At 63.6% G+C, this 21,509-nt stretch carries 20 protein-coding genes; 7 read left to right on the top strand and 13 right to left on the bottom strand.

Annotated elements, in window-relative coordinates; genetic code table 11:
• The first annotated feature begins 5 nt into the window (after positions 1 to 5).
• The gene (locus IAE33_RS19170; RefSeq protein WP_201164672.1) at positions 6 to 2,177 is read left to right on the top strand and encodes a response regulator; all 2,172 of its coding nucleotides are present in this window, start codon (positions 6 to 8) and stop codon (positions 2,175 to 2,177) included.
• On the opposite strand, the gene IAE33_RS19175 is transcribed toward IAE33_RS19170, so the two are convergent.
• From IAE33_RS19175 to IAE33_RS19220, 10 genes are all read right to left on the bottom strand, one after another.
• Complete coding sequence (locus tag IAE33_RS19175) at positions 2,174 to 3,970, bottom strand: ATP-binding protein (protein ID WP_201164673.1); 1,797 nt, start codon at positions 3,968 to 3,970, stop codon at positions 2,174 to 2,176. The genes IAE33_RS19170 and IAE33_RS19175 overlap by 4 nt on opposite strands.
• 73 nt (positions 3,971 to 4,043) lie before the next feature.
• Positions 4,044 to 4,607: an NUDIX hydrolase gene (locus IAE33_RS19180; RefSeq protein WP_201164674.1), complete on the bottom strand. Its 564-nt coding sequence runs from the start codon at positions 4,605 to 4,607 to the stop codon at positions 4,044 to 4,046.
• 2 nt (positions 4,608 to 4,609) lie between these two features.
• Positions 4,610 to 5,362 carry a GntR family transcriptional regulator gene (locus IAE33_RS19185; RefSeq protein ID WP_060483146.1) on the bottom strand — a complete coding sequence of 251 codons (753 nt, stop codon included), beginning with the start codon at positions 5,360 to 5,362 and terminating at the stop codon, positions 4,610 to 4,612.
• A gap of 89 nt (positions 5,363 to 5,451) precedes the next feature.
• Positions 5,452 to 5,841 carry a carboxymuconolactone decarboxylase family protein gene (locus IAE33_RS19190; protein ID WP_060483147.1) on the bottom strand — a complete coding sequence of 130 codons (390 nt, stop codon included), beginning with the start codon at positions 5,839 to 5,841 and terminating at the stop codon, positions 5,452 to 5,454.
• Between the two features lie 62 nt (positions 5,842 to 5,903).
• Complete coding sequence (locus IAE33_RS19195) at positions 5,904 to 6,389, bottom strand: flavin reductase family protein (RefSeq protein ID WP_028633784.1); 486 nt, start codon at positions 6,387 to 6,389, stop codon at positions 5,904 to 5,906.
• A 13-nt stretch (positions 6,390 to 6,402) separates the two neighbouring features.
• A complete protein-coding gene (locus IAE33_RS19200) occupies positions 6,403 to 7,884 on the bottom strand; it encodes an aldehyde dehydrogenase (protein WP_201164675.1) in 1,482 nt (493 codons plus the stop codon).
• Positions 7,881 to 8,714: an alpha/beta fold hydrolase gene (locus IAE33_RS19205; RefSeq protein WP_028633786.1), complete on the bottom strand. Its 834-nt coding sequence runs from the start codon at positions 8,712 to 8,714 to the stop codon at positions 7,881 to 7,883. The genes IAE33_RS19200 and IAE33_RS19205 overlap by 4 nt, the downstream gene beginning before the upstream one ends.
• Positions 8,715 to 8,782: 68 nt before the next feature.
• On the bottom strand, positions 8,783 to 9,379 hold the full coding sequence (locus tag IAE33_RS19210; protein WP_003256068.1) for an amino acid synthesis family protein: 597 nt from the start codon (positions 9,377 to 9,379) through the stop codon (positions 8,783 to 8,785).
• 348 nt (positions 9,380 to 9,727) lie between these two features.
• The gene (locus IAE33_RS19215; protein ID WP_060483149.1) at positions 9,728 to 10,768 is read right to left on the bottom strand and encodes an LLM class flavin-dependent oxidoreductase; all 1,041 of its coding nucleotides are present in this window, start codon (positions 10,766 to 10,768) and stop codon (positions 9,728 to 9,730) included.
• A 75-nt stretch (positions 10,769 to 10,843) separates the two neighbouring features.
• Positions 10,844 to 11,329 (bottom strand): flavin reductase family protein, encoded by a 486-nt coding sequence (locus IAE33_RS19220; protein ID WP_028633788.1) that lies wholly within the window; start codon positions 11,327 to 11,329, stop codon positions 10,844 to 10,846.
• A 314-nt stretch (positions 11,330 to 11,643) separates the two neighbouring features.
• On the opposite strand from IAE33_RS19220, the gene IAE33_RS19225 reads away from it, so the two are divergent.
• On the top strand, positions 11,644 to 13,044 hold the full coding sequence (locus tag IAE33_RS19225; RefSeq protein ID WP_201164676.1) for a purine-cytosine permease family protein: 1,401 nt from the start codon (positions 11,644 to 11,646) through the stop codon (positions 13,042 to 13,044).
• A 57-nt stretch (positions 13,045 to 13,101) separates the two neighbouring features.
• Here the strand turns inward: IAE33_RS19225 and IAE33_RS19230 are convergent, their stop codons facing one another.
• Positions 13,102 to 14,727 carry a methyl-accepting chemotaxis protein gene (locus tag IAE33_RS19230; RefSeq protein ID WP_201164677.1) on the bottom strand — a complete coding sequence of 542 codons (1,626 nt, stop codon included), beginning with the start codon at positions 14,725 to 14,727 and terminating at the stop codon, positions 13,102 to 13,104.
• Positions 14,728 to 14,946: 219 nt separating this feature from the next.
• Positions 14,947 to 15,858, bottom strand: a complete 912-nt coding sequence (locus tag IAE33_RS19235) for an AraC family transcriptional regulator (RefSeq protein WP_201164678.1) — start codon at positions 15,856 to 15,858, stop codon at positions 14,947 to 14,949.
• Between the two features lie 101 nt (positions 15,859 to 15,959).
• Between IAE33_RS19235 and IAE33_RS19240 the strand changes: the two genes are divergently transcribed.
• The 5 genes from IAE33_RS19240 (at position 15,960) to IAE33_RS19260 (ending at position 20,452) form a co-directional block, all read left to right on the top strand.
• Complete coding sequence (locus tag IAE33_RS19240; protein WP_201164679.1) at positions 15,960 to 16,523, top strand: carboxymuconolactone decarboxylase family protein; 564 nt, start codon at positions 15,960 to 15,962, stop codon at positions 16,521 to 16,523.
• Positions 16,524 to 16,622: 99 nt separating this feature from the next.
• Positions 16,623 to 17,687 carry an acyl-CoA dehydrogenase family protein gene (locus tag IAE33_RS19245; protein ID WP_201164680.1) on the top strand — a complete coding sequence of 355 codons (1,065 nt, stop codon included), beginning with the start codon at positions 16,623 to 16,625 and terminating at the stop codon, positions 17,685 to 17,687.
• Complete coding sequence (locus IAE33_RS19250; protein ID WP_201164681.1) at positions 17,684 to 18,505, top strand: ABC transporter ATP-binding protein; 822 nt, start codon at positions 17,684 to 17,686, stop codon at positions 18,503 to 18,505. Before IAE33_RS19245 ends, IAE33_RS19250 begins: the two co-directional genes overlap by 4 nt.
• Positions 18,492 to 19,697, top strand: a complete 1,206-nt coding sequence (locus tag IAE33_RS19255; protein WP_201164682.1) for an ABC transporter substrate-binding protein — start codon at positions 18,492 to 18,494, stop codon at positions 19,695 to 19,697. Before IAE33_RS19250 ends, IAE33_RS19255 begins: the two co-directional genes overlap by 14 nt.
• Positions 19,697 to 20,452, top strand: coding sequence for an ABC transporter permease (locus IAE33_RS19260; RefSeq protein WP_201164683.1), 756 nt, complete (start codon positions 19,697 to 19,699; stop codon positions 20,450 to 20,452). The genes IAE33_RS19255 and IAE33_RS19260 overlap by 1 nt, the downstream gene beginning before the upstream one ends.
• 33 nt (positions 20,453 to 20,485) lie before the next feature.
• On the opposite strand, the gene IAE33_RS19265 is transcribed toward IAE33_RS19260, so the two are convergent.
• A complete protein-coding gene (locus tag IAE33_RS19265) occupies positions 20,486 to 21,172 on the bottom strand; it encodes a GNAT family N-acetyltransferase (RefSeq protein WP_028633797.1) in 687 nt (228 codons plus the stop codon).
• Positions 21,173 to 21,509: the final 337 nt, after the last annotated feature.

The raw sequence follows: 21,509 nt of genomic DNA on the forward strand, positions 1-21,509 counted from the left end.
CCGAAATGAAATCGCTTCAACAACTACCTGTGGATGCAGGGCAACCACCGCTGTGCTTCCTGCTGAACGGCGGCACCATCGGCGGTTTGATGCAGTCGATGCAGTGGGGCGATTCACCGCTCGGGCCGCCCCATGGCTGGTCACCGCACCTGCAAGCGGTGATGGCCACCCTGTTGCCCGCCCAGGCGCAGGTTGTGTTGTTCTGGGGCGAGTCCTATGTGGCGCTGTACAACGATGCTTACGCTCCCACCATCGGCAACAAACACCCCCATGCGCTGGGCCGGCCCGCCCAGGAGAACTGGTCTGAGCTGTGGGACGACCTTGAGCCGTTGCTGCGCGGGGTGCGCGAAACCGGCCAGACCTTCTCGGCCAAGGATCGCCCTTTCTATATAGAACGCAGTGGGCACGGCGAGACGGTGTATTTCGACGTGTCCTATTCCGCGGTGCGCGAGGCCGACGGCAGCGTGGGTGGCATTCTGTGCCTGGTATCGGAAACCACCGAGCGGGTGCGCTTCCAGCAGCGCCAGGCCTTCTTGCTGGAGCTGGGCCGTACGTTGCCCGGGCTGGGCGGTGCCGAGCGCATCGAGGCCTACGCTGTGCAACGCCTGGCCGAGCAACTTGGCGCTGCGCGGGTCTGTTTTGGGGAAGACCAGGGTGATGGCGAGTGCTTCACGGTCAGCCAGGACTGGGTCGACGGCGTGCCTTCAGTGGTCGGTACCCACCCGTACCAGGCCTTCGGTGCTGACTTCCATGAGCAGTTGGCGGCTGAGCAGACGGTGCTGCAGGTGTATGACAAGGCGCCGCCGCACCTGGCAGGCCTGGGCGCTGCCCTGCATGTACCGGTGGTGCGTGCAGGCCGCCTGGAAGCGGTGCTGGGCGTGTATTTCCGCGACGCGCGCAAGTGCCTTGAGGAAGACTGCCAACTGGTGGAAGAAACCGCCAAGCAAACATGGGCCGCCATCATTCATGCCCGCGCCGAACGTGCCTTGCACTTGCTCAACCAGAGCCTGGAAGAGCGCGTGGCGGCGGCACTGGCGCAGCGTGAGTCGGCCATGGTGCAACTGCATGAAGCCCACAAGATGGAAATGATCGGGCAATTGACTGGCGGCATCGCCCACGACCTGAACAACATGCTCACGCCCATCATCGGCTCGTTCGAGCTGTTGCACCGCCAGCCGAACGCCGAACGCGCCCCCCGGTTGATCGACGGCGGGCTGCAAGCTGCAGAGCGGGCCCGCAACCTGGTAGCGCGCCTGTTGAGCTTCGCCCGCCGCCAGACACTCAAGCCCCAGGCCGTGTGCCTGGCAACACTGCTGGACGACATGCGTGAGCTGATGGCACGTTCCATCGGGCCCACCCTGACCGTGCACGTGGATATCGACCCGGCACTGCCTTCGGTGGTGGTCGACCCTCACCAGTTGGAGCTGGCGTTACTCAACCTGGTGGTCAATGCCCGTGATGCCACAGGGGATGGGGGCTACCTGCAGATCGTTGCCGGGCATGACCCGCATTGCCCTGTACCGCCAGAAGGCATGGCCGCAGAGCGCCTGGTGTGGATTGAGGTCAGGGACAATGGCTGCGGCATGGACGAAGAGCAGGTGCGCCGCTGCATGGAGCCGTTCTTCTCGACCAAGGGCATCGGCAAGGGCTCTGGGCTGGGCCTGCCGATGGTGCAGGGCCTGGCGGTACAGTCCGGCGGAGGGTTTGCCATCCGCTCAACGCCGGGGCAGGGCACCCAGGCTACCTTGTGGCTGCCGGCCAGCAACGCCACGGCTGCCTGCCGCGGCAGTGAAAGCGCTGAAGCACCGACGGCCGCCCGCCCCAGCCGGGTGCTGCTGGTGGACGATGAGGAAATCGTGCGCCATGCCACAGCCCTGCAGCTGCGCGACCTGGGCTATGAAGTGACCGAGGCGGCGAGTGCGGCCGCCGCACTGCGCCTGGTAGACAAGGGCTGGTTGCCGGACCTGCTGGTAACCGACCACGTGATGCCGGACATGACCGGGGTGCGTTTTGCCCAGCAGATGCGCCAGCGGCATGCCGAGTTGCCGGTGTTGATCATCACCGGCTACGCCAACCTTACGCCGTCCCAGTTGAGCGGCTTTGAGGTATTGCGCAAACCTTACCGCCGGATGGAACTGGCGCAGAGTGTGGCGCAGTTGCTGGCGGCCAAGCGTTAAGGCTCGCCCGGTAACGCAGCGGCTTGCGCCTGCTGGGGCAGGTACAGCGTGAACGTGGTGCCCTGGCCCTGAATGCTGTTGACCTTGACATCACCCCCGGACTGCTTGGCGAAGCCGAACACCTGCGAGAGGCCCAGGCCAGTGCCCTCACCCGGTGCCTTGGTGGTGAAGAAGGGGTCGAAGATACGCTCGAACAATTCCGCAGGGATACCGGCCCCGGTGTCGCTCACCGAAATGGCGGCGAAGGCGCCGGCCTGTGGCGCCTGGCCTTGTGCTGCCGGCAGATGCTGATCGGCCAGCAGGCGCAGCTGCAGTGTGCCGGCACCGCCCATGGCATCCCGGCCGTTGAGCATCAGGTTGATGACGGCGGTTTCCAGCTGGCTGATGTCGGCACGGATATGGCACGGCGCCTCGGGCAGTTGCAGTTGCACGTGGATGCGCGCACCCGCCGCCGTGTCGAACATGTCGGCCATTGCCTCCAGCCGCTCGCTGGCTTCGAACACCTGCGGGTTCAACGCCTGACGCCGGCCAAAGGCCAGCAACTGGCCTGTGAGCTTGGCGCCGCGTTCCACGGTTTCGGATATGGTCTTGATGTAGCGGTCGCGCCGCTGCTCATCCAGGTTGGGGCGCTGCAGAAAATGCAGCGACGCGCGGATGATGGTCAGCAGGTTGTTGATGTCATGTGCTACGCCGCCAGTCAGCTGGCCGATGGCTTCGAGTTTTTGCGCCTGGCGCAACTCGGCCTCGGTGTGCAGCAACTGTGCGGTGCGCTCCTGCACCCGCTGCTCGAGGTTGGCGTTGAGGGTTTCCAGCGCTGCGATTGCCTGCTGCACTTCACCGTGGGCCTGAGCCCGCTGGATATGCGCCCAACTGCGTTCGGTCACTTCACTGATCAGCGCCCGCTCGTAGTGGGTCCAGGCGCGCGGCGCGCCGTTGTTGATGGCCATCAGCGCGGTCAGCCTGCCGGCTTTTATCAGCGGCATGCAGCAGGTGGCCGCGATGCCGATGGCGGCGAACGTGGCGGCCTCGTCGGCGGCCAGTTCGCGGTGGCTGTCGTGGATGATCAGGGGTTGGCCGTTGCGCAGGCGGTTTACCGCCAGGCGGCCGAAGTCATGCAACTGGTAATCGCCCAGCAGGTGAGGGGCCCCGGGGGCCACCGCTTCGCCACAGATGGTGAAGGTGTCCTGGTCGGCCTGCATCACCGCATAGGCGCAGCTGGAAAGCCCCAGGTGTTCCACCAGCATGCGCGTGGTGATCGCCAGAATGTCTTCGGGTGCTGAAGCCTCGGCCACCGCCCGTGCCAGGCTGTCGAGAAACTTCAGCCGCTGGTTGCTGACCACGTTGGCGGTGGTTTCGGTGACGGTGTCGAGCATCCCCAGCACGCGGCCATCATGGCCACGTATGGGGCTGTAGCAAAAGGTGAAATAGGCACGCTCGGGCGTGCCATCGCGGTCGATGAGCAGCGGGAAGTTCTCGATGAAGACTGCTTCGCCCGCCAGTGCACGGTCTGCCAGTACGCGGATGTCCGACCAGGCCTCGTGCCAGACTTCACTGAACGGGGTGCCCAGCGCCAGCGGCTTCTGGCCCAGAATCGGCAAGAATGCATCGTTGTGCAGGGTAATCAGGTCGGGGCCCCACAGCACTGCCTGTGGAAATCGCGAGGCCAGGCACAAGGCCAGTGTGGTCTTGAGCGCATCGGGCCAGCCATCGAGCGGGCCCAGACGGGTGGATGCCCAGTCATGCTGACGGATACGCTCGCCCATGAGGCCACCGCCCTCTAGCCACTTCGCCATGTGTTCTGCCGGTCGTGAATACAAAGGCCCCTAGGGTGCACCGAGAATACGTGGTTGGCGAGCAGTTTGTGCGCTAGCGAATGAAGTGCACTTTGCCGGTGTCGTCATTGCCTGTGTAGATGCCATAGACCCCGGCCTGGCGCTCGAGAATATAGCGCTCGAGGATCTGCCGGATGGCGGGGTAGTAGATGTCATCCCAGGGGATCTGGTCGGGCTCGAAGAACCGGTAGGCCAGGGTTTCCGGGCCGTACTGGCCGGTTTCCTCGGTGGCGATGGCGCGGAAGATGATGTACACCTCGCTGATCTTCGGCACGCTGAAAATCGAATAGGGGCAAACGATTTCGGCGCGCACGCCGCTTTCTTCCCACACCTCGCGCAGCGCTGCCTGCTCGGTGGTTTCGCCGGCCTCCATGAAGCCGGCGGGCAGGGTCCAGGTGCCCGGGCGCGGTGGAATGGCGCGCTGGCAGAGCAGGTACTTGCCGTCGCGTTCGATGATGCAGCCGGCGATGATCTTGGGGTTGATGTAGTGAATGTAGCCACAGCCGCTGCAATGCAGGCGTTCGTGGGTATCGCCGGTGGGAACGCCCCGTGCCAGTTCCGTTGTGCAGTGTGGACAGTAGCGCGGGGCATTGGGCATGATCAGCGACCTATGCGGGGTTCCTTGAGGGCCAGGGGCTCGACGATGTCGCGCACCTTGGTGGTGTCGTCCTGTTTCTGACGCAGGTATTCCAGGGCTACCTTGGCCGCAGCGCGCACGTGCTCAACGCAAGCCTGGTGGGCCACCACAGGGTCACCGCCCTTGATCGCCTCGACCATCTTTTCCATTTCCAGGTTGCTGGCGCCTCGGCGGTTCACTTGCGACACCGAGGTTGCCCGCAGGTAGCTGATGCGCGCCTGCAATTGGCGCAACTGCTGGGCCGCCACCTGGTTGCCCGAGCCTTCCAGCAACACGTCGTAGAAGCCCTGCACCGAATCCAGTACCTGTTGCAGTTCGCCTTCTTCCAGGGCCTCGCGGTTTACCTCCAGCGCACGTTCCAGGGCGCGGATGTCCTTGGCCTTGGCGTTGAGGGTGAACAGTTGCACGATCAGGCCTTCGAGTACGCAGCGCAGCTCGTAGATATCGCGGGCATCCTCGAGGGTAATGATGGCCACACGAGGGCCCTTGGCGTCTGCGAACTCCACCAGCCCTTCGGACTCCAGGTGGCGAAGGGCCTCACGCACCGAGGTACGGCTGACCCCGAGGCGGTCGCAGAGGTCGCGCTCGACCAGGCGATCGCCCGGCAGCAGGTGGAAATTCATGATCGCACCGCGCAGCTTGTCGAGCACGATTTCGCGCAGGGTGACGGGGTTGCGGTTGACCTTGAAGCTGTCGTCGAGTGGCTGGCGTTTCATCAAGTGCGCTCTGAAAGAGGCTGCCCGATTACGCTCGCAACAGCACCATGAACCGGGGTGCTCCTTGCGCGGGTTCGAACAGCCCGGTGTTAACGGGTGGGCTCCGCATCAGCCTCGGCGAACGCTTCCCGGGCCAGGCGGAAGCTGTCCACCGCGGCCGGTACGCCGCAGTAGATGCCGACCTGGAGCAGGATTTCGCGTACCTGCTCGCGGCTAAGGCCATTACGCAGTGCGCCGCGAATGTGCAGCTTGAGCTCGTGGGGCCGGTTGAGTGCGGAAATCATGGCCAAGTTTATCATGCTGCGTTCTTTGAGCGACAAGCCTTCACGGCCCCACACGTGCCCCCAGCAGTATTCGGTGACCAGTTCCTGCAGCGGTTTGGTGAATTCGTCGGCGTTCTGGATAGAACGGTTGACGTAGTCCTCACCCAGTACCTGGGTGCGGATTTGCAGGCCTTTCTCGTATTTTTCGTTGCTCATGCGTGGTGTTCCTATGTGATTGGGTGGCCGGGGGCTGTACGGCGAACCCGGCTATGCCAACGTCAGCCCAGGGGCGGCAAGGCGCCCAGTTTGCCCTTGTGATAAACCATGGGCGTCACCGGCTCGGCCGGCAGCACCAGGTTTTTCACGGCGCCGACGATGATCGCATGATCACCACCGTCATACTCGCGCCACAGCTCGCACTCGATGATCGCGGTAGCCTTGGCCAGCAGCGGGTTGCCAAGTTCGCTCAGGTGCCATTCCACATGCTTGGCTTTATCTTTGCCCTTGCCGGCGAAGGCATAGGCTTCTGCGGTCTGTTCGGCAGACAGCAGGTGAATGGCGAACTGCTTGCTGTCACGCAGCACAGGGTAGGTATCAGACGCGTAGTTGGGGCAGAACAGCACCAGCGCCGGGTCGATCGACAGCGCGCTGAAGGCACTGGCGGTGATGCCGACAATGCCGCCATCCGCGTCCAGGGTGGTGACCACGGTCACGCCGGACGGGAACGAGCCCATCACGTCTTTGTAGATGCCAGGTTCGATCATCGGGTGTTACCTCTTAGCGCATCACGAACGGGTCGGGCATGGGCGCGGTGGACAGGTTGATCCACACGGTCTTCAGCTCGGTATAGGCCAGCACCGAATCGATGCCGCTTTCACGGCCGTAGCCGCTGTTCTTGAACCCGCCGATCGGTGCCATGGCCGAGACGGCGCGGTAGGTGTTGACCCAGATGATGCCCGAGCGCACGTCGCGGGCCAGGCGGTGGGCGCGGCCCAGGTCGCGGGTCCAGATGCCGGCCGCCAGGCCGAACTGCGAGTCGTTGGCGATGGCCAGCGCTTCTTCTTCGGTCTTGAAGCGGATCACCGCAGCGACCGGCCCGAACACCTCTTCCTGCATGATGGTCATCGAGTTGCGGTCGCACTCGAACAGGGTGGGCTCGTAGAACCAGCCGTCGCCTTCAACCTCGGCACGCTTGCCCCCCATGTGCAGCTTGGCGCCTTCGGCCTTGGCTGCGGCCACCAGGGTTTCGACCACTGCCAGCTGTTGCGCCGTGGCCATGGGGCCCATTTCGCTGGCGTCATCCTGCGGGCTGCCGATGCGGATACGCTTGGCCCGGGCGATGAGGCGTTCGACGAACTCATCGAAGATCTCGTCCTGTACCAGCAGGCGCGAACCGGCCACGCAGCTTTGCCCGGAGGCGGCATAGATACCGGCTACTGCGCCGTTGATGGCGCTGTCCAGGTCGGCGTCGGCGAAGATGATGTTCGGCGACTTGCCACCCAGTTCCAGCGACAGCTTGGCGAAGTTTTCTGCACTGCTGCGCACCACGTGCCGGGCCGTGGCGGCGCCACCGGTGAACGCGATCTTGCGCACCAGCGGGTGGCGGGTGAGGGCAGCGCCGGTGCTGGGGCCGTAGCCGGTCACCACGTTGACCACGCCGGCAGGGAAGCCAGCCTCCAGCGCCAGGCGGGCGAGCTCGAGAATGGTGGCCGAAGCATGCTCGGACGGCTTGAGCACAATGGTGTTGCCCGCCGCCAGGGCCGGGGCCAGCTTGATGGCGGTGAGGTACAGCGGGCTGTTCCACGGGATGATCCCGGCCACCACGCCGATGGGCTCGTGCACGGTGTAGGCGAACAGGTCCGGCTTGTCCAGGGGCAGGGTGCCGCCCTCGAGCTTGTCGGCCAGGCCCGCGGTGTAGTGGAAGAACTCCGGCAGGTAGCCGACCTGACCGCGGGTTTCGCGGATCAGCTTGCCGTTGTCGCGGCTCTCCAGTTGGGCCAGGTGCTCTTTGTTCTCGGCAATCAGGTCCCCGAGGCGGCGCAGCAGTTTGCCACGCGCCGTGGCGTTAATGCTGCGCCACTGGGGGCTGTCAAAGGCGCGCTGGGCGGCCTGCACAGCCAGTTCCACATCGGCCTCGTCGGCGTCGGGCAGTTGTGCCCAGGCCTGGGCCGTGGCCGGGTTGAGGCTGTCGAAGGTCTTGCCGCTCTGGGCATCGTGCCATTGGCCGTCGATGCACATCTGGAAACGAACGAGGGTCATGCAACAATCCCCTTGGCGGATTCGGTCAGGCTGCGGGCGTTTGCAAGAAAGTCCAGCAGCATCTTGTTGACTTCACGTGGTGCTTCCACTGCCATCATATGCCGTTGTTCAGCAAGGACCACGCTGTGGGCGCCTGGAATACTGGCGGCAAGCTGTCGGGTCATGGCGGGCGTGGAGCCGGCGTCGAGCTCGCCGGTGGCAATCAGCGTGGGCACCTGGATACTGCCCAGGTCGCCTGCGCGGTACATGTCCTGGGTGGCGAACAGTGAATAGGTGGTGTGGTAGCCCTGCGGGTCGTTGCCGGCCAGCACCTGGCGGATGGCGGCCACCTGAGCGGGGTTGGCCGCTTTGTATTCACGGCTGAACCAGCGCTCGAGCGCGGCGTCGACGTTGGCGTCAGGGCCAAGCTCCGCGGCCTGTGCGGCACGGGCGATAACGCCGGCGCTCTGCTCGGGGCTGCGGTTGAACACGCTGTTGAGCACCACCAGCGCAGCCAGGCGCTGCGGGTAGTGCAGGGCGAAGGCACGGGCCACCAGGCCCCCCATGGAGAAACCGATCACGGTTGCCTGGGGGATCTGCAGGTGGTCCAGCAACTCGGCCAGCTGGGCGGCGTAACCCTCCAGGCCGGTGTCGGCAGCTGGCAGGGCGCTTTGGCCGTGGCCGAGCATGTCGTAGGCGATGACGCGGTAGTCGTTGGCCAGGCCAACGATCTGCCCGCCCCACATTTCCTTGTTCAGGCCCACGCCGTGGATCAGTACCACAGGTTGGCCCTGGCCCACGCTCAGGTAGCTGGTGCCGGCGGGGGTGCGTTCAGCGACAGGCTGAATCATGGAGGGCGCTCCTTGAAGGTCGGGCGCGGCGGGTACACACGCCACGCCCCGGCCCGTCTTGGTTATTGTTATTGAGCGTTGGCTTTTTCGGCAGCCAGTTCTTCGAGGTCGATATAGCGGTTGCCGATACGCGGGTGCAGGCGGCCACCGTCGGCAGCGCCCAGCACCACCACGATCTCGTCGGCACGCGGCGCGTCTTCGATCTGCATTTCCAGGGTGATGTAGTGCGAGCGCAGGCCTTCGTCGTCCTTCTGCATCATCGGGATCTGGATCGAAGTGCCAGGGCCGCCGCGCTTGTTGGTAAAGCTCAGGTAGCTCTTGGCCTGGACCGCTTCGCGGTAATGGTTGCCGAAACGCAGGGTATGGATCACGGCCGAGGCGTGCTCGATTTCGCCGTCTGCACCGACCACGGCGGCTTTGCCATAGGCCTCGATCTTGTCGGCACCGCCGATGGCAGCGGTAAGGCGCTCTACCATCAGTGCACCCAGTTCCGAGCAGTTGGCGCGAATTTCGGGCTTCAGATCTTCAACAAAACCGCGACCGGCCCAAGGGTTCTTGATGACCACTGCCAGCCCGACCATGGTCACGGGCTTGTCGGTGGCCTTGCCGCCTTCGATGCGGGTCTCTTCGGAGTAGGTGACGATCTTGCGAATTTCGAAACTCATGGATGGCTCCTGGTGAGGTTGATCAGTTCTTGTTGTCTGATGGTATACCATAATATTTGTTGTGCAAGAGGTGCCAGGAAATTTCTCGTTCGCGGGGACGAAAGGTGGCGGGCGTGGGTGTGGTGGTGGTTGGGAGATCGAGCGCCGCCCGCGCGGCGCATCGCGAGCTGCGCTCGCTCCTACGCTTGTTTCGGGCCAATTATTCCTGCGCCATTTGCGCGCGAACGCTTGGCCCTTGATCGCCCAATCAACACAAAGCTAATGGCGTACACCTAAAAAGCCCGCTCACGCGGGCCGCTCGGGCTCACGGGAGCGGGCGTATCCCGCAATCAATCAGGCAATGGGAATTCAGGCGAACGCCGGCACCACTTCCTTGATGAACAGTTCAAGCGACTTTTTCTTCTCGGCATGGGGCAGGCTGTTGTCGCACCAGAAGCTGAACTCGTCGACGCCCAGCTCCTGGTAGTAGCGGATGCGCGCGATGATTTCTTCCGGCGTGCCGATCATGGTGTTCTTGCGAATATTTTCCAGCTGGAACGCCGGCACTTCGGCGAACTTCGATTCCGGGCTCGGCGCCAGGAAACCGTTCACAGGCACGGTCTTGTTGCCAAACCAGGCATCGAAGGTACGGTAGAAGCGCGAAATGGCCTGCGCGCCCACCTTCCAGCCTTCTGGCTCGTCTGGGCTGTGCACGTGGGTGTGGCGCAGCACCATCAGTTGTGGGCGCGGCACGCCCGGGTTGTTGTCCAGGGCTGCCTGGAACTTGTTCTTCAGGTCCAGCACTTCCTCGTCGCCCTTCATCAGCGGGGTGACCATGACGTTGCAGCCATTGGCCACGGCAAAGTTGTGCGAGTCCGGGTCGCGGGCGGCGATCCACATCGGTGGCGTGGCGTTGAACGGCTTGGGTACGCTGGTGGAGGTGGGGAACTTGTACACCTCGCCCTCATGGGCGTAGTCGCCTTCCCACAGTTTGCGCACCACCGGCACCATTTCGCGCAGGGCCTTGCCGCCGTCCGTTGCGGGCATGCCACCGGCCATGCGGTCGAATTCGAACTGGTAGGCACCCCGGGCCAGGCCCACTTCCATACGGCCGTTGCTGATCACGTCGAGCAGGGCGCACTCGCCGGCCACGCGGATGGGGTTCCAGAACGGTGCGATGATGGTGCCGGCGCCCAGGCGGATCTTCTCGGTGCGTGCCGCCAGGTAGGCCAGCAGTGGCATGGGGCTTGGCGAGATGGTGTATTCCATGGCGTGGTGTTCGCCAATCCACACGGTGCTGAAACCGCCGTCTTCGGCCATCAGGGTCAGTTCGGTGAGGTCTTCGAACAACTGGCGGTGGCTGACCTGTTCATCCCAACGTTCCATGTGCACGAACAACGAAAATTTCATGGGGGGTTCCTCAACGCTTGAAAATGTCTGGCGCCGCGCAGGGCTGGCGCCATGGGCTTTGATAGGGGGAAGGGGTCAGGCGAACGCCGGCAGGGTGGCCATTTTGCCGCGGCAGTACACCATTGGCCGCGGCGCTTCATCCGGGACAATCAGGTTGTGCACTTTGCCGACCATGATGGCGTGGTCACCGCCTTCGTACTCGCGCCACAACTCGCACTCGATCACGGCGGTAGCCCCGGCCAGGATCGGGTTGCCCAAGGCGCTCAGCGACCATTCGATGCCGGCAGCCTTGTCCTTGCCTTTTTTGGCGAACGCATAAGCCTGCGCTTGCTGTTCACCGGAGAGCAGGTGAATGGCAAAGCGCTTCTGGCGAATGAGCACTGGGTAGGAATCAGACGTGTAGTTGGGGCAGAACAGGACCAGCGGTGGGTCCATCGACAGCGACGAGAACGCGCTGGCGGTCAGGCCGACGACCGCGCCGTCGTCGTCCAGGGTGGTGATGACGGTAACGCCGGACGGGAAGGAACCCAGGACGTTTTTGTAGACGGTTGCGTCGATCATCTTGTGTACCTCTAAAGCTGCGGTGGGCCGCGGTTTTTATCGTTGATGTGTCTGATGGTATACCGTAATACCTATTTTGCAAGCGGAATTTTTGTACGTGGAATATGCGCGATGAACGGCTGCAGGCCACGTATATAAAGGGGTTGAGCACCAAGTTGATTTTTGCCAGCCGCTGCGGAAACGGATCAGCTGGGTTTTTTTAATGCGTATCAGTGTTGTCAAAAGTTTGGAATACCATAATATGGTCCGCAGCTGAGAGGCCGCCTTGATGCGGTTTCCTACAAAGATAAAAACGACCTTTCGAGCTAAAAACCATGTCCCAACCGTCGTCGCAACACCAGTTTGTCGAGAACCACACGGTCGATTACGTTCCACCTGCCGAGCGCCATGGGAAGGCGCGCGACCTGTTCACCCTCTGGTTCAGCACCAACATCGCGCCACTGCCCATCGTCACCGGCGCCATGGTGGTCCAGGTGTTTCACCTGAACCTGCTGTGGGGGCTGGTCGCCATCGTGCTGGGCCATCTGGTCGGGGGCGTGGTCATCGCCCTTGCCTCTGCGCAGGGACCGCAGTTGGGCATTCCGCAGATGGTGCAGAGCCGCGGCCAGTTCGGCCGCTACGGTGCGCTGCTGATCGTCTTCTTCACCGCGCTGATCTACGTCGGCTTCTTCATCTCCAACATCGTGCTGGCAGGCAAGACCATTCATGGCATCGCCCCGAGCGTGCCGATGCCGGGGGCCATCGTCATCGGTGCCCTCAGCGCCACGGCCATCGGCGTCATCGGCTATCGCTTCATCCATACGCTCAACCGTATCGGTACCTGGGTGATGGGCTCGGCGCTGCTGGCCGGTTTCATCATGATGTTCGCCCAGACCCTGCCCGCCGACTTCCTTACCCGCGGGGCCTTCAACCTGTCCGGCTTCATCGCCACGGTGTCGCTGGGCATCATCTGGCAGATCAGCTTCTCGCCGTACACCTCGGACTACTCGCGGTACCTGCCCCGTGAGGTCGGGATCGCCAAGCCGTTCTGGGCCACCTATTTCGGCGCCACCCTGGGCACTATCCTGTGCTTCAGCTTTGGCACGGTGGCGGTGCTGTGCGTGCCGGAAGGCACTGATGCGATGGATGCAGTGAAACAGGCTACTGGCTGGCTTGGGCCGATCCTGATGGTGTTGTTCCTGCTCAACATCATCAGCCACAACGCCCTCAACCTGTACGGCGCCGTGTTGTCGATCGTGACCGCCATCCAGACCTTCGTGGCCCACTGGACGCCCAGCATCAAGGTACGCGTGGTACTGGCCAGCGTGATTCTGGCGGGTTGCGGCCTGGTGGCCCTGAATGCGTCGGCCGACTTCATCGGCCAGTTCATCGGCCTGATCCTGGCGTTGCTGCTGGTGCTGGTGCCCTGGGCATCGATCAACCTGATCGACTTCTACCTGATCAAGAAGGGCCAGTACGACATCGCCTCGATTTTCAGCGCCGACGGCGGCATCTATGGCCGCTTCAACCACCACGCCATCATTGCCTACGCCTGCGGCATCCTGGTGCAGTTGCCGTTTGCCAATACATCGCTGTATGTGGGGCCGTACTCGAACATCGTCGAAGGGGCAGACCTGTCCTGGCTGTTCGGCCTGTTGGTGACAGTGCCGCTGTATTACTGCCTGGCGACCCGAGGCAAGGTGGAGAAGGCAGGGCGTGCAGTGACGGTGAAGTGATCCCCCTGCCAGGCTGAATTGACCGGGGGCCGCCATGCGGCCCCCGGTCTTTATGGGTCAGACCTTGAACTGCGCCACCATGGCATTGAGGTCCACTGCCAGGCGCGACAGGTCCTGGGCCGCTGCACTGGTCTGGTTGGCACCGGCCGAGGTCTGCATGGACAGGTCGCGGATGTTGACCAGGTTGCGGTCCACTTCCCGCGCCACCTGCGCCTGCTGCTCCGATGCGCTGGCAATCACCAGGTTACGCTGGTTGATCGAGGCGATTGCCTCGGCGATCACCTCCAGCGCCTGGCCGGCACCCTGCGCCACTTCAAGCGTGCCAGACGCTCGGTCCTGGCTGCTGCCCATGGCGGTGACCGCACGCTCGGTACCGTTCTGGATACCGGTGATCATCTGCTCGATTTCTGCGGTGGACTGCTGGGTACGGTGGGCCAGCGCGCGTACCTCGTCGGCCACGACCGCAAAGCCCCGGCCCGCCTCGCCAGCGCGGGCCGCTTCGATGGCGGCGTTTAGCGCCAACAGGTTGGTTTGCCCGGCAATGGCGCCGATCACATCCAGCACCCGGCTGATCTCGTTGGCACTGCTGGCCAGTTGCTGGATCTCGCCGGAGGTGCCGGTCACTTCCGCCACCAACTGCTCAATGGACGCCAGCGCCTGGTTGACCCGGTCACGGCCGTCGCGTGTCGTCTGGTCGGCACCTTTGGACGCATCGGCCGTGCTCACGGCGTTGTTGGCGACTTCCTCGACAGCGGCGGTCATCTGGTTCACGGCGGTGGCTGCCTGATCGATTTCCGCGCTTTGCTGGTGGAGGCCGCGGCTGGTGTCCTCGGTCACGGTGTGCAGCTCTTCGGACGCCGACGCCAATTGGTCGGACGACGCGACGATCTTGCCGATGGTTTCGCGCAGGTTGCCCTGCATGCGGCTCAACGCCGCCAGCAGCAACGCGGGCTCGTCGCGGCCGACCACACGGATCTGCTGGGTGAGGTCACCGGTTGCGACACGTTCGGCCACGGCCACGGCGTCTGCCAGGGGCACCACGATGCTGCGGGTGAGCAGGGTGGCGATGGCCAGCAAGGCCAGCATGATGATGACCAGCGCGCCGATGATGGCCACATACGCTTCATCGGCCACGTCACTGCTCAACTGGGAAGCAGCTTCGGCACCTTTGCCATTGAAGGTGATCAGGGCGGTCATGGCCTGCATCATGGTGTCGGCGCGGTCAGTGAGCGGGCCAGTGATCGACTGCTTGGCGTTGTCCAGGCGGCCGGCCGAGATGTCCTGCAGCACCTCGGTCTGGACCTGCAGGTAATCCCGGTAGGTACCTTTGAAGGTTTCGAACAGGGCGCGGTCTTCTTCGCTGACTATGGTACCGACGTAGTCTTCGATGCCTTTTTGCAACTGCGCTTCTACCCCTCGGATCAGCTCCAGGTTGCGGCTGCGTTCAGCGGGGTCGTCGTCCAGTGCGCTGCGCAGGGTGAGTGCGCGGGCCCGGCCAAGGTTGCTGTTGATATCGCTGAGCGACATCACGGTGGGCATCCAGGTCAGGCGTATTTCATCCGTAGACTGGTCCATCTTCTGGGTTTCATACAGGGCGGTCATGCCCAGTATCAGTACCAGCAAACCCAGCACGGCAAACACGCTGGCTGCGCGAACGCCGATTTTCATATTCCTCAACTGCATCAGATGCTCCTACGGTGGCAGGCAGGCCTCGGGAGCTGGTGACGCAATGCCATGTCACCGGAAAGGCGCCAGGCTCTGGAAGCGCTGCGGATTAGGGAGTGGACCGTACCCTCACGAATACTGTTTTGCTTTGGATGATTACATATAGCCATTATTGTTGAACAGTCATACAACGTAACGGCATGAGTGGCAGGGCGCGCTGGACAGCGCTCCGCGCTGCTAACGGCTGTCGTGCTGGCGCCGGTACGCCCCAGGCTGCACGCCGATGGCCTTGGTGAAGGCCCGGGTGAACGCGGCAACCGACTGGTACCCGGCTTGCACGCCCACTTGCTCCACCGTGTGCCCCGCCCGCAGCAACTGGCTGGCATGGCGCATGCGCAGCGCCAGCAGTACCTGCCCAGGCGACTGGCCGGCCAGTTCGTTGAAGCGTTTGAAAAATGCCGACCGCGACAGGCCGGTGCACGCCGCCATGCGTTCCAGTGTCCAGGGCTGCCCGGGGTCACCGATCAGTTGCTCCAGCAGTTCGGCAAAGTTGGGCTGGCGGGCGAGGGCGATCAAGCCCCCATACTTCTGCCCGGCATGCACTTGTTGGCGCAGTGCATACAGGAACAGCAGATGAGTCAGGCGCTCCAGCAATACCTGTGACGGCCCGGCCGGGCGCCGGCATTCCTCCATAATCAACCCGAACAGCGCCTGGGCTGCACTGCCCGCCGGGTCGTCGGCGCGGAGCACGATAAGGTCGGCCAGCCCTTCGGCAATCAGCGAAGACAACCCGCTGCTGAAGTGGAAAAAGCCGCACACCAGCCCCACGCCGTCCACCGCTTCGGCATCCAGCGTCTGCATGGCCTGGCGCGGTTGGGCGCAGGCGCCCGCGGTGTCCTGCTCACTGGCCAGCCGGTAATCGATGTCACGCAACAGAAACACCGCATCACCACGCTCGAGCCGCACCGGTTGCGCTTGCCCGGCTGCGTGCAACCAGCAATGGCCCTGTACCACCAGGTGAAAACTGGCGTGGCCCATGCCATGGGTGCTGGCGTGCCAGCCGCCGCAATAGCGGCCCACGTGAAACAGGCTGGCATCGAGTTCCAGGCTTTCTAATAACCATTCAATGAGGTGGCTGGCGCAAATCATCTAATACAAACACTCTGGAGCAAGTAAAAGCGACTGATGAATATGGAGCGAATTTCTTATAACCAACAGACTGTGGGCACACCCAGTATGGAGACTACCTCATGTCCTCGCGCATTACCCTACATACCCTGCAAAGCGCCCCCGAGGCGGCCCGGCCGTTTTTGGAAAACGCCCAGAAGAACGCCGGCTTCATCCCCAACCTGCTGGGGGTGCTGGCCAATGCACCGGCTGCGCTGGAAACCTATGTGACCGTTTCTGCATTGAACGGCAAATCGGAACTCACCCTCGCCGAGCGCGAGGTGGTGCAGTTGATTGCCGCCACCCAGCACGGTTGTGACTTCTGCGTGGCAGGCCACACGGCCGTGGCGCTGAACAAGGCCAAGCTGCCCCAGGAGGTGGTCGATGCACTGCGTGCCCGCGGTGAGTTGCCCGATGCACGCTATGAAACCCTGGCGGCCTTTGCCCGCGAAGTCATCGCCACCCGTGGCAATGTCAGTGATGCGACCTACCAGGCGTTCCGTGACGCCGGCTTCACAGAAGGCAACACCCTGGAAGTGATTCTGGGAGTGAGCCTCGCAACCCTGTGCAACTTTGCTAATGTGTTCGCCCAGACGCCGCTCAATGACGAGCTGGGCAAATACCGCTGGCATCAGCCGTCTGCCTGATTCACCCAACGGGCTGCCAGGTGGGTGGTCGGTGTAGGAGCGGCCTGGTGCCGCATAGGGGTCGCCTGGCGGCCGCGGCGTTTTACAAGGAGCAAGATCATGCAAGATTGTGCATTTCGGACGTGGCTGGATGCCAACGCCGAAGCCATCGACCGGGGCCAGTGCGAACCGCATCAGGTGCTGGCGCACATTGCCGACTCGCAGCTGTTGCAGGTTGGCGTTGACCCTGCGTTGGGCGGGGTCGGCGGCCAGGTCACCGATGCCGTCGAGGCAATTGCCGCCATCGCCAGCCGCTCGCTGGCCACGGCGTTCGTGTGCTGGGGGCAGCGTGCCTTTATCGAGTACCTGCTGTACAGCCCTAACCAAGGCCTGCGCGAGCGGCTGCTGCCGCAGCTGCTAAAGGGTGAACTGGCCGGCGCCACCGGCCTGTCCAATGCCATGAAGTTCCTGTCTGGCATCGAGGCGCTGCAGGTGCGTGGGCGCCCCACCTATGATGGCTGGAACCTCGAAGGCCGCCTGCATTGGGTGACCAACCTGCGCAAAAGCGGCTTCGTGGTCGCTGCAGCCATTGAGGACGATGCCGGGGGGGCTCCGTTCGTGCTGGCTATCCCGTCCGGGGCACAGGGCCTGGAACGGTCCGACGACCTGCAGTTGATGGGCCTGCAGTCCAGCAATACGGCGGCGCTGGCTTTTCACCAGGTGCAACTGGCCCGCGACTGGCTGCTGCATGAAAACGCCCGTGAATTTCTGCCTCAGGTCCGGCCTGCGTTTCTCGCATTGCAGTGTGGCATGGCCATCGGCCTTGCGCGCCGGGCGTTGCAGGAGGTGCAACTGCACCTGCATGGGCGGGCGTCGTTCCTTGAGGAGGCGCAGCAGGTGCTGGCCGCACGGCTGGAAAACACCGTTGCCGAGCTCAAGCAGGGGCTGTTGGACGAGCGCTTCCGCCAGCAGCCGGCAGCCCTGTTCAAGCTGCGCATCACCCTGGCCGAATGTGCGGCCGATGCTGTACAGCTGGAGCTTCAGGCTAGCGGTGGCAAGGCCTACCTGAGCGAGTATGGCGAAGGCTTTGCCCGGCGCTGGCGCGAGTCGGCCTTTGTGCCGATCGTGACGCCGAGCCTGGTGCAGCTTCGCGCCGAGCTGCAGCGCCAGGCCGCCTCGGCATGACGCAGGTAGTGCTGGAAGCCCGGGATATCAGCCTGGGTTACCCTCGCGAGGGCGGCTGGCAGCAGGTGCTCGCCCAGTTCGATCTCCAGCTTGCACCGGGGGAGGTTGTGAGCATTCTGGGGCCAAGTGGTGTGGGCAAATCGAGCTTGTTGCGGGTGTTGGCGGGCCTGCAGCAGCCCCGCAGCGGCACCGTGAGCCTGCATGGGCAACCGTTGCAGGGCCCGCATCCGCGCCTGGCGGTAGCGTTCCAGGACCCGAGCCTGTTGCCATGGCTGAACCTTGAAAAGAACGTCGCCTTCGGCCTGGACTTTGCGCGCCAGCCCAACCTGGCCGCGCACGAGCGTCGCGCACGGGTCGACCATGCCATCGCCGCCGTGGGCCTGGGCCATGCGCGCAACCAGTACCCGGCGCAGCTGTCGGGCGGCATGGCTCAGCGAACGGCGCTGGCCCGCTGCCTGGCGCGCCAGCCACAGGTGCTGCTGTTGGACGAGCCGTTCGGGGCACTGGATGAAGTGACCCGGGCCGATATGCAGCAATTGCTGCTGCAACTGATCGCCACCCATAACACGGCGGCGGTGCTGATTACCCACGACATCGACGAAGCCCTGCTGTTGTCCGATCGGGTACTGCTACTGGGCGATCACCCAGCGCATGTCCTCGGCCAATGGCCCATCGACCTGCCGCAACCGCGGACGCAGCAGGTCGAGGCGCTGGGCGCCTTGCGCATCGACATTCTGAAAACCCTTCGGCGGGCAAGCCGCACAGTCGAACCCCACCCAACCCTGTTGCCCTCGGAGGCTGTCCATGTGCATGGATGACTGCTGCTCCTCTTCTTCACGCCGTGATTTTCTAAAGCTCGGCGCCATGTTCACCGCTGCCGGCGCCTTGCCGCTGCTGTCCAGCCTGCAGGCGCGCGCTGCCGCCGAGCCGGATGCGCCTGTGCGCATTGGTTACCTGCCGATTACCGATGCCACACCGTTGCTGGTGGCGCACAATAACGGCCTTTTTGAAGCCGAAGGCATCAAGGCCGAGCGGCCGGTGCTGCTGCGCAGTTGGGCGCAGGTGATCGAAGCGTTCATCTCCGGGCAGGTCAATGTCATCCACCTGCTGTCGCCAATGACCGTATGGGCTCGCTACGGCAGCAAGGTCCCGGCCAAGGTGGTCGCCTGGAACCACGTGGGTGGTTCGGGGCTGACGGTGGCGCCGGATATCAGCGATATCAAGCAGCTGGGCGGCAAGACCGTAGCGATCCCGTTCTGGTATTCCATCCATAACGTGGTGTTGCAGCAGATGCTGACCGACAACGGCCTTGAAGCCGTTTCCAAGCCCGCCAACGCGCCGTTGGCGGCCAACCAGGTCAACCTGCTGGTGCTGCCACCTTCGGACATGCCCCCGGCCCTGGCCAGCAAGCGCATCGCCGGTTACATCGTTGCAGAGCCATTCAACGCCCTGGCCGAGAACCTCAAGGTGGGCCGGGTGCAGCGCTTTACCGGCGATGTGTGGCGCAATCACGCGTGCTGCGTGGTGTTCATGCACGAGCACGACCTCAACAACCGCCCGGAATGGTCGCAGAAGGTGGTCAACGCTATCGTCAAGGCCCAGCAATGGACCCGCGACCATCGCGCCGAGGCCGCCGCGCTGCTGTCCAAGGCCGGCCCCAACAAGTACACGCCCCATGAGCCCGCCGTGCTGGCCAAGGTGCTGGCGCCCGCTGCCGACGACCGTGCCGGGTACATCGCCAGCGGCGCCATCCGCCATCAGCAGTGGGATGAAAAGCGTATCGACTTCCAGCCTTACCCGTACCCGAGCTATACCGAAGAACTGGTAAAGCGCCTGAAGACGACGTTGATCGAGGGGGACAACCGCTTCCTGGCCAATCTGGACCCTGCCCACATAGCGCGCGACCTGGTGGATGACCGCTTTGTGCGCAACGCCATTGCGGCAGTAGGTGGGCCCTCGGTGTTCGGCATCGCCGACAACTTCGAGCGCAGTGAGGAGTTCGCGGTCTGATGCGCCAGCATGTCGTTCATGCCAGCCTCGGGCTGGCCGGGTTGCTGGCGCTGTTGGTGCTGTGGTGGGCTGGGGTGGAAGTGTTCGGCCAGGCCGATGGGCTGTCGGCGCGGTTTTCACCGGCGGCGACCCTGGCCAGCCTGGTCGAGCTGTTAGGGCAGGGCGAGGTGTACGGGCATATCTGGGTGAGCCTGAAGCGTATTCTGGTGGGCTTGCTACTGGCGTTGCTGATCGGCGTACCCCTGGGTTTGCTGGTGGGCAGCTACCGCCACCTGGAAGCCGCAACCACGCCGGCGTTCCAGTTTTTGCGCATGATCTCGCCCCTGTCCTGGATGCCCGTGGTGGTGATGCTGATGGGGGTAGGGGACCAGCCTATCTATTTTCTGCTGGCGTTCGCCGCGCTGTGGCCGATTTTGCTGAACACAGCAGCAGGTGTTCGCCAACTGGACCCGCGCTGGTTGCAATTGAGCCGCAGCCTGAGTGCCACCCGTTGGGAAACCCTGTGCAAGGTCATCGTGCCCGGGGTGATCGGGCATGTGCTGACAGGCGTTCGCCTGGCCATCGGTATTCTCTGGATCGTGCTGGTGCCCTGCGAAATGCTGGGCGTGAGTGCGGGCCTGGGCTACTTCATTCTTGATACCCGCGACCGCTTGGCGTACTCCGAGCTGATGGCCATGGTGCTGTTGATTGGTGTACTGGGGTTCGCGCTGGATGCCGTGGCGCGTGGGTTGCATCGCCGCTGGGTGCACGCCTGAAACAAACGGGCTGCGCAGGCAGCCCGCGCAGCCTCAATGTACTGTCTGGCGCTGGCGCACGCAGGCCTGGGCTTGCAGGCTCAACGCGTCCAGGCGCTCGTCGCGCTGCTGTTCGGCCTCGATCATGGCATCTTCACCCTGCTGGTTGAGCAGGTAGGTGTGAATCTGCATGACCTCGGTGGTTTCGTAGATGGGCGCGATGTCCAGGCGGCCGATCAGGGCGCCGCTTGGTTGGCCGGTGCTGCTCATCAGCACCTGTGGGCCGTTGGCGGCCACTACCTGCATGCCCATGGCTTCGAACCACGGTACCTGGCTGGCGAAGGCATTCAGCTCCACACAGGCTTGCCGGCCTTGCAGGTCGCCCAACAGGGCGCGGGCGATCCCCTGGCGGCGGTGGTCGGGGTGCACTGCCAGGAACGCCAGCTCGCATGCCTGATCATCGTCCTGGGCGGGCAGGGTGAGGGCAAAGCCCAGCAGCTTGTCGGGTGCATCGGCGTCCAGTGCCAGTGTCAGGGCCACTGACAGGCCGCGTGTGCCATCCAGCGCTTGCAGGTACTGGTGCACCTCCATGCCGACGCCATACTGGTACAGCGGGTAGAGGGGGTTGTCGGCAGTGATGGCGACGCTGCTCAGCGTGCCCACGGCATGAATCACCAGCTCGCGGATCTGGTTCTGGAAGGACTCGGGTGGCACGCTGTCGAGGCGGCTCAGGATGAACATCGGGTGACGGGCTCCGGCGGGTCGGGGTAGGGCCTGCCAATGTAGGTGGCAGGTGGCACAGTCTAGCCGTTTGCTGCGGAGCGTGCGAAAGTGCCGTCGATGGCCAGGGTTGAAGTTGATGGGTTTTGACGGTGTGCCTAAGTCATCTGTAAGAGACGATGAATCACTTTCATTCGGCGTTAAGGATGACGCGTTGTAGTGTGGCAACTGCAACTGCAACTGCAAACCTAAATATATCCACGCATTAACTGAATAAACTCGGCCGCTCTTGCTTCTAAGCGCGCGGTAGTTCAGGCAACACAGATTGCGACTTCAGGAGGCCGAGCGTAGGGATTGC

Origin of the sequence: Pseudomonas sp. S60 (assembly GCF_016647865.1) — a bacterium.
GTDB lineage: Bacteria > Pseudomonadota > Gammaproteobacteria > Pseudomonadales > Pseudomonadaceae > Aquipseudomonas > Aquipseudomonas parafulva.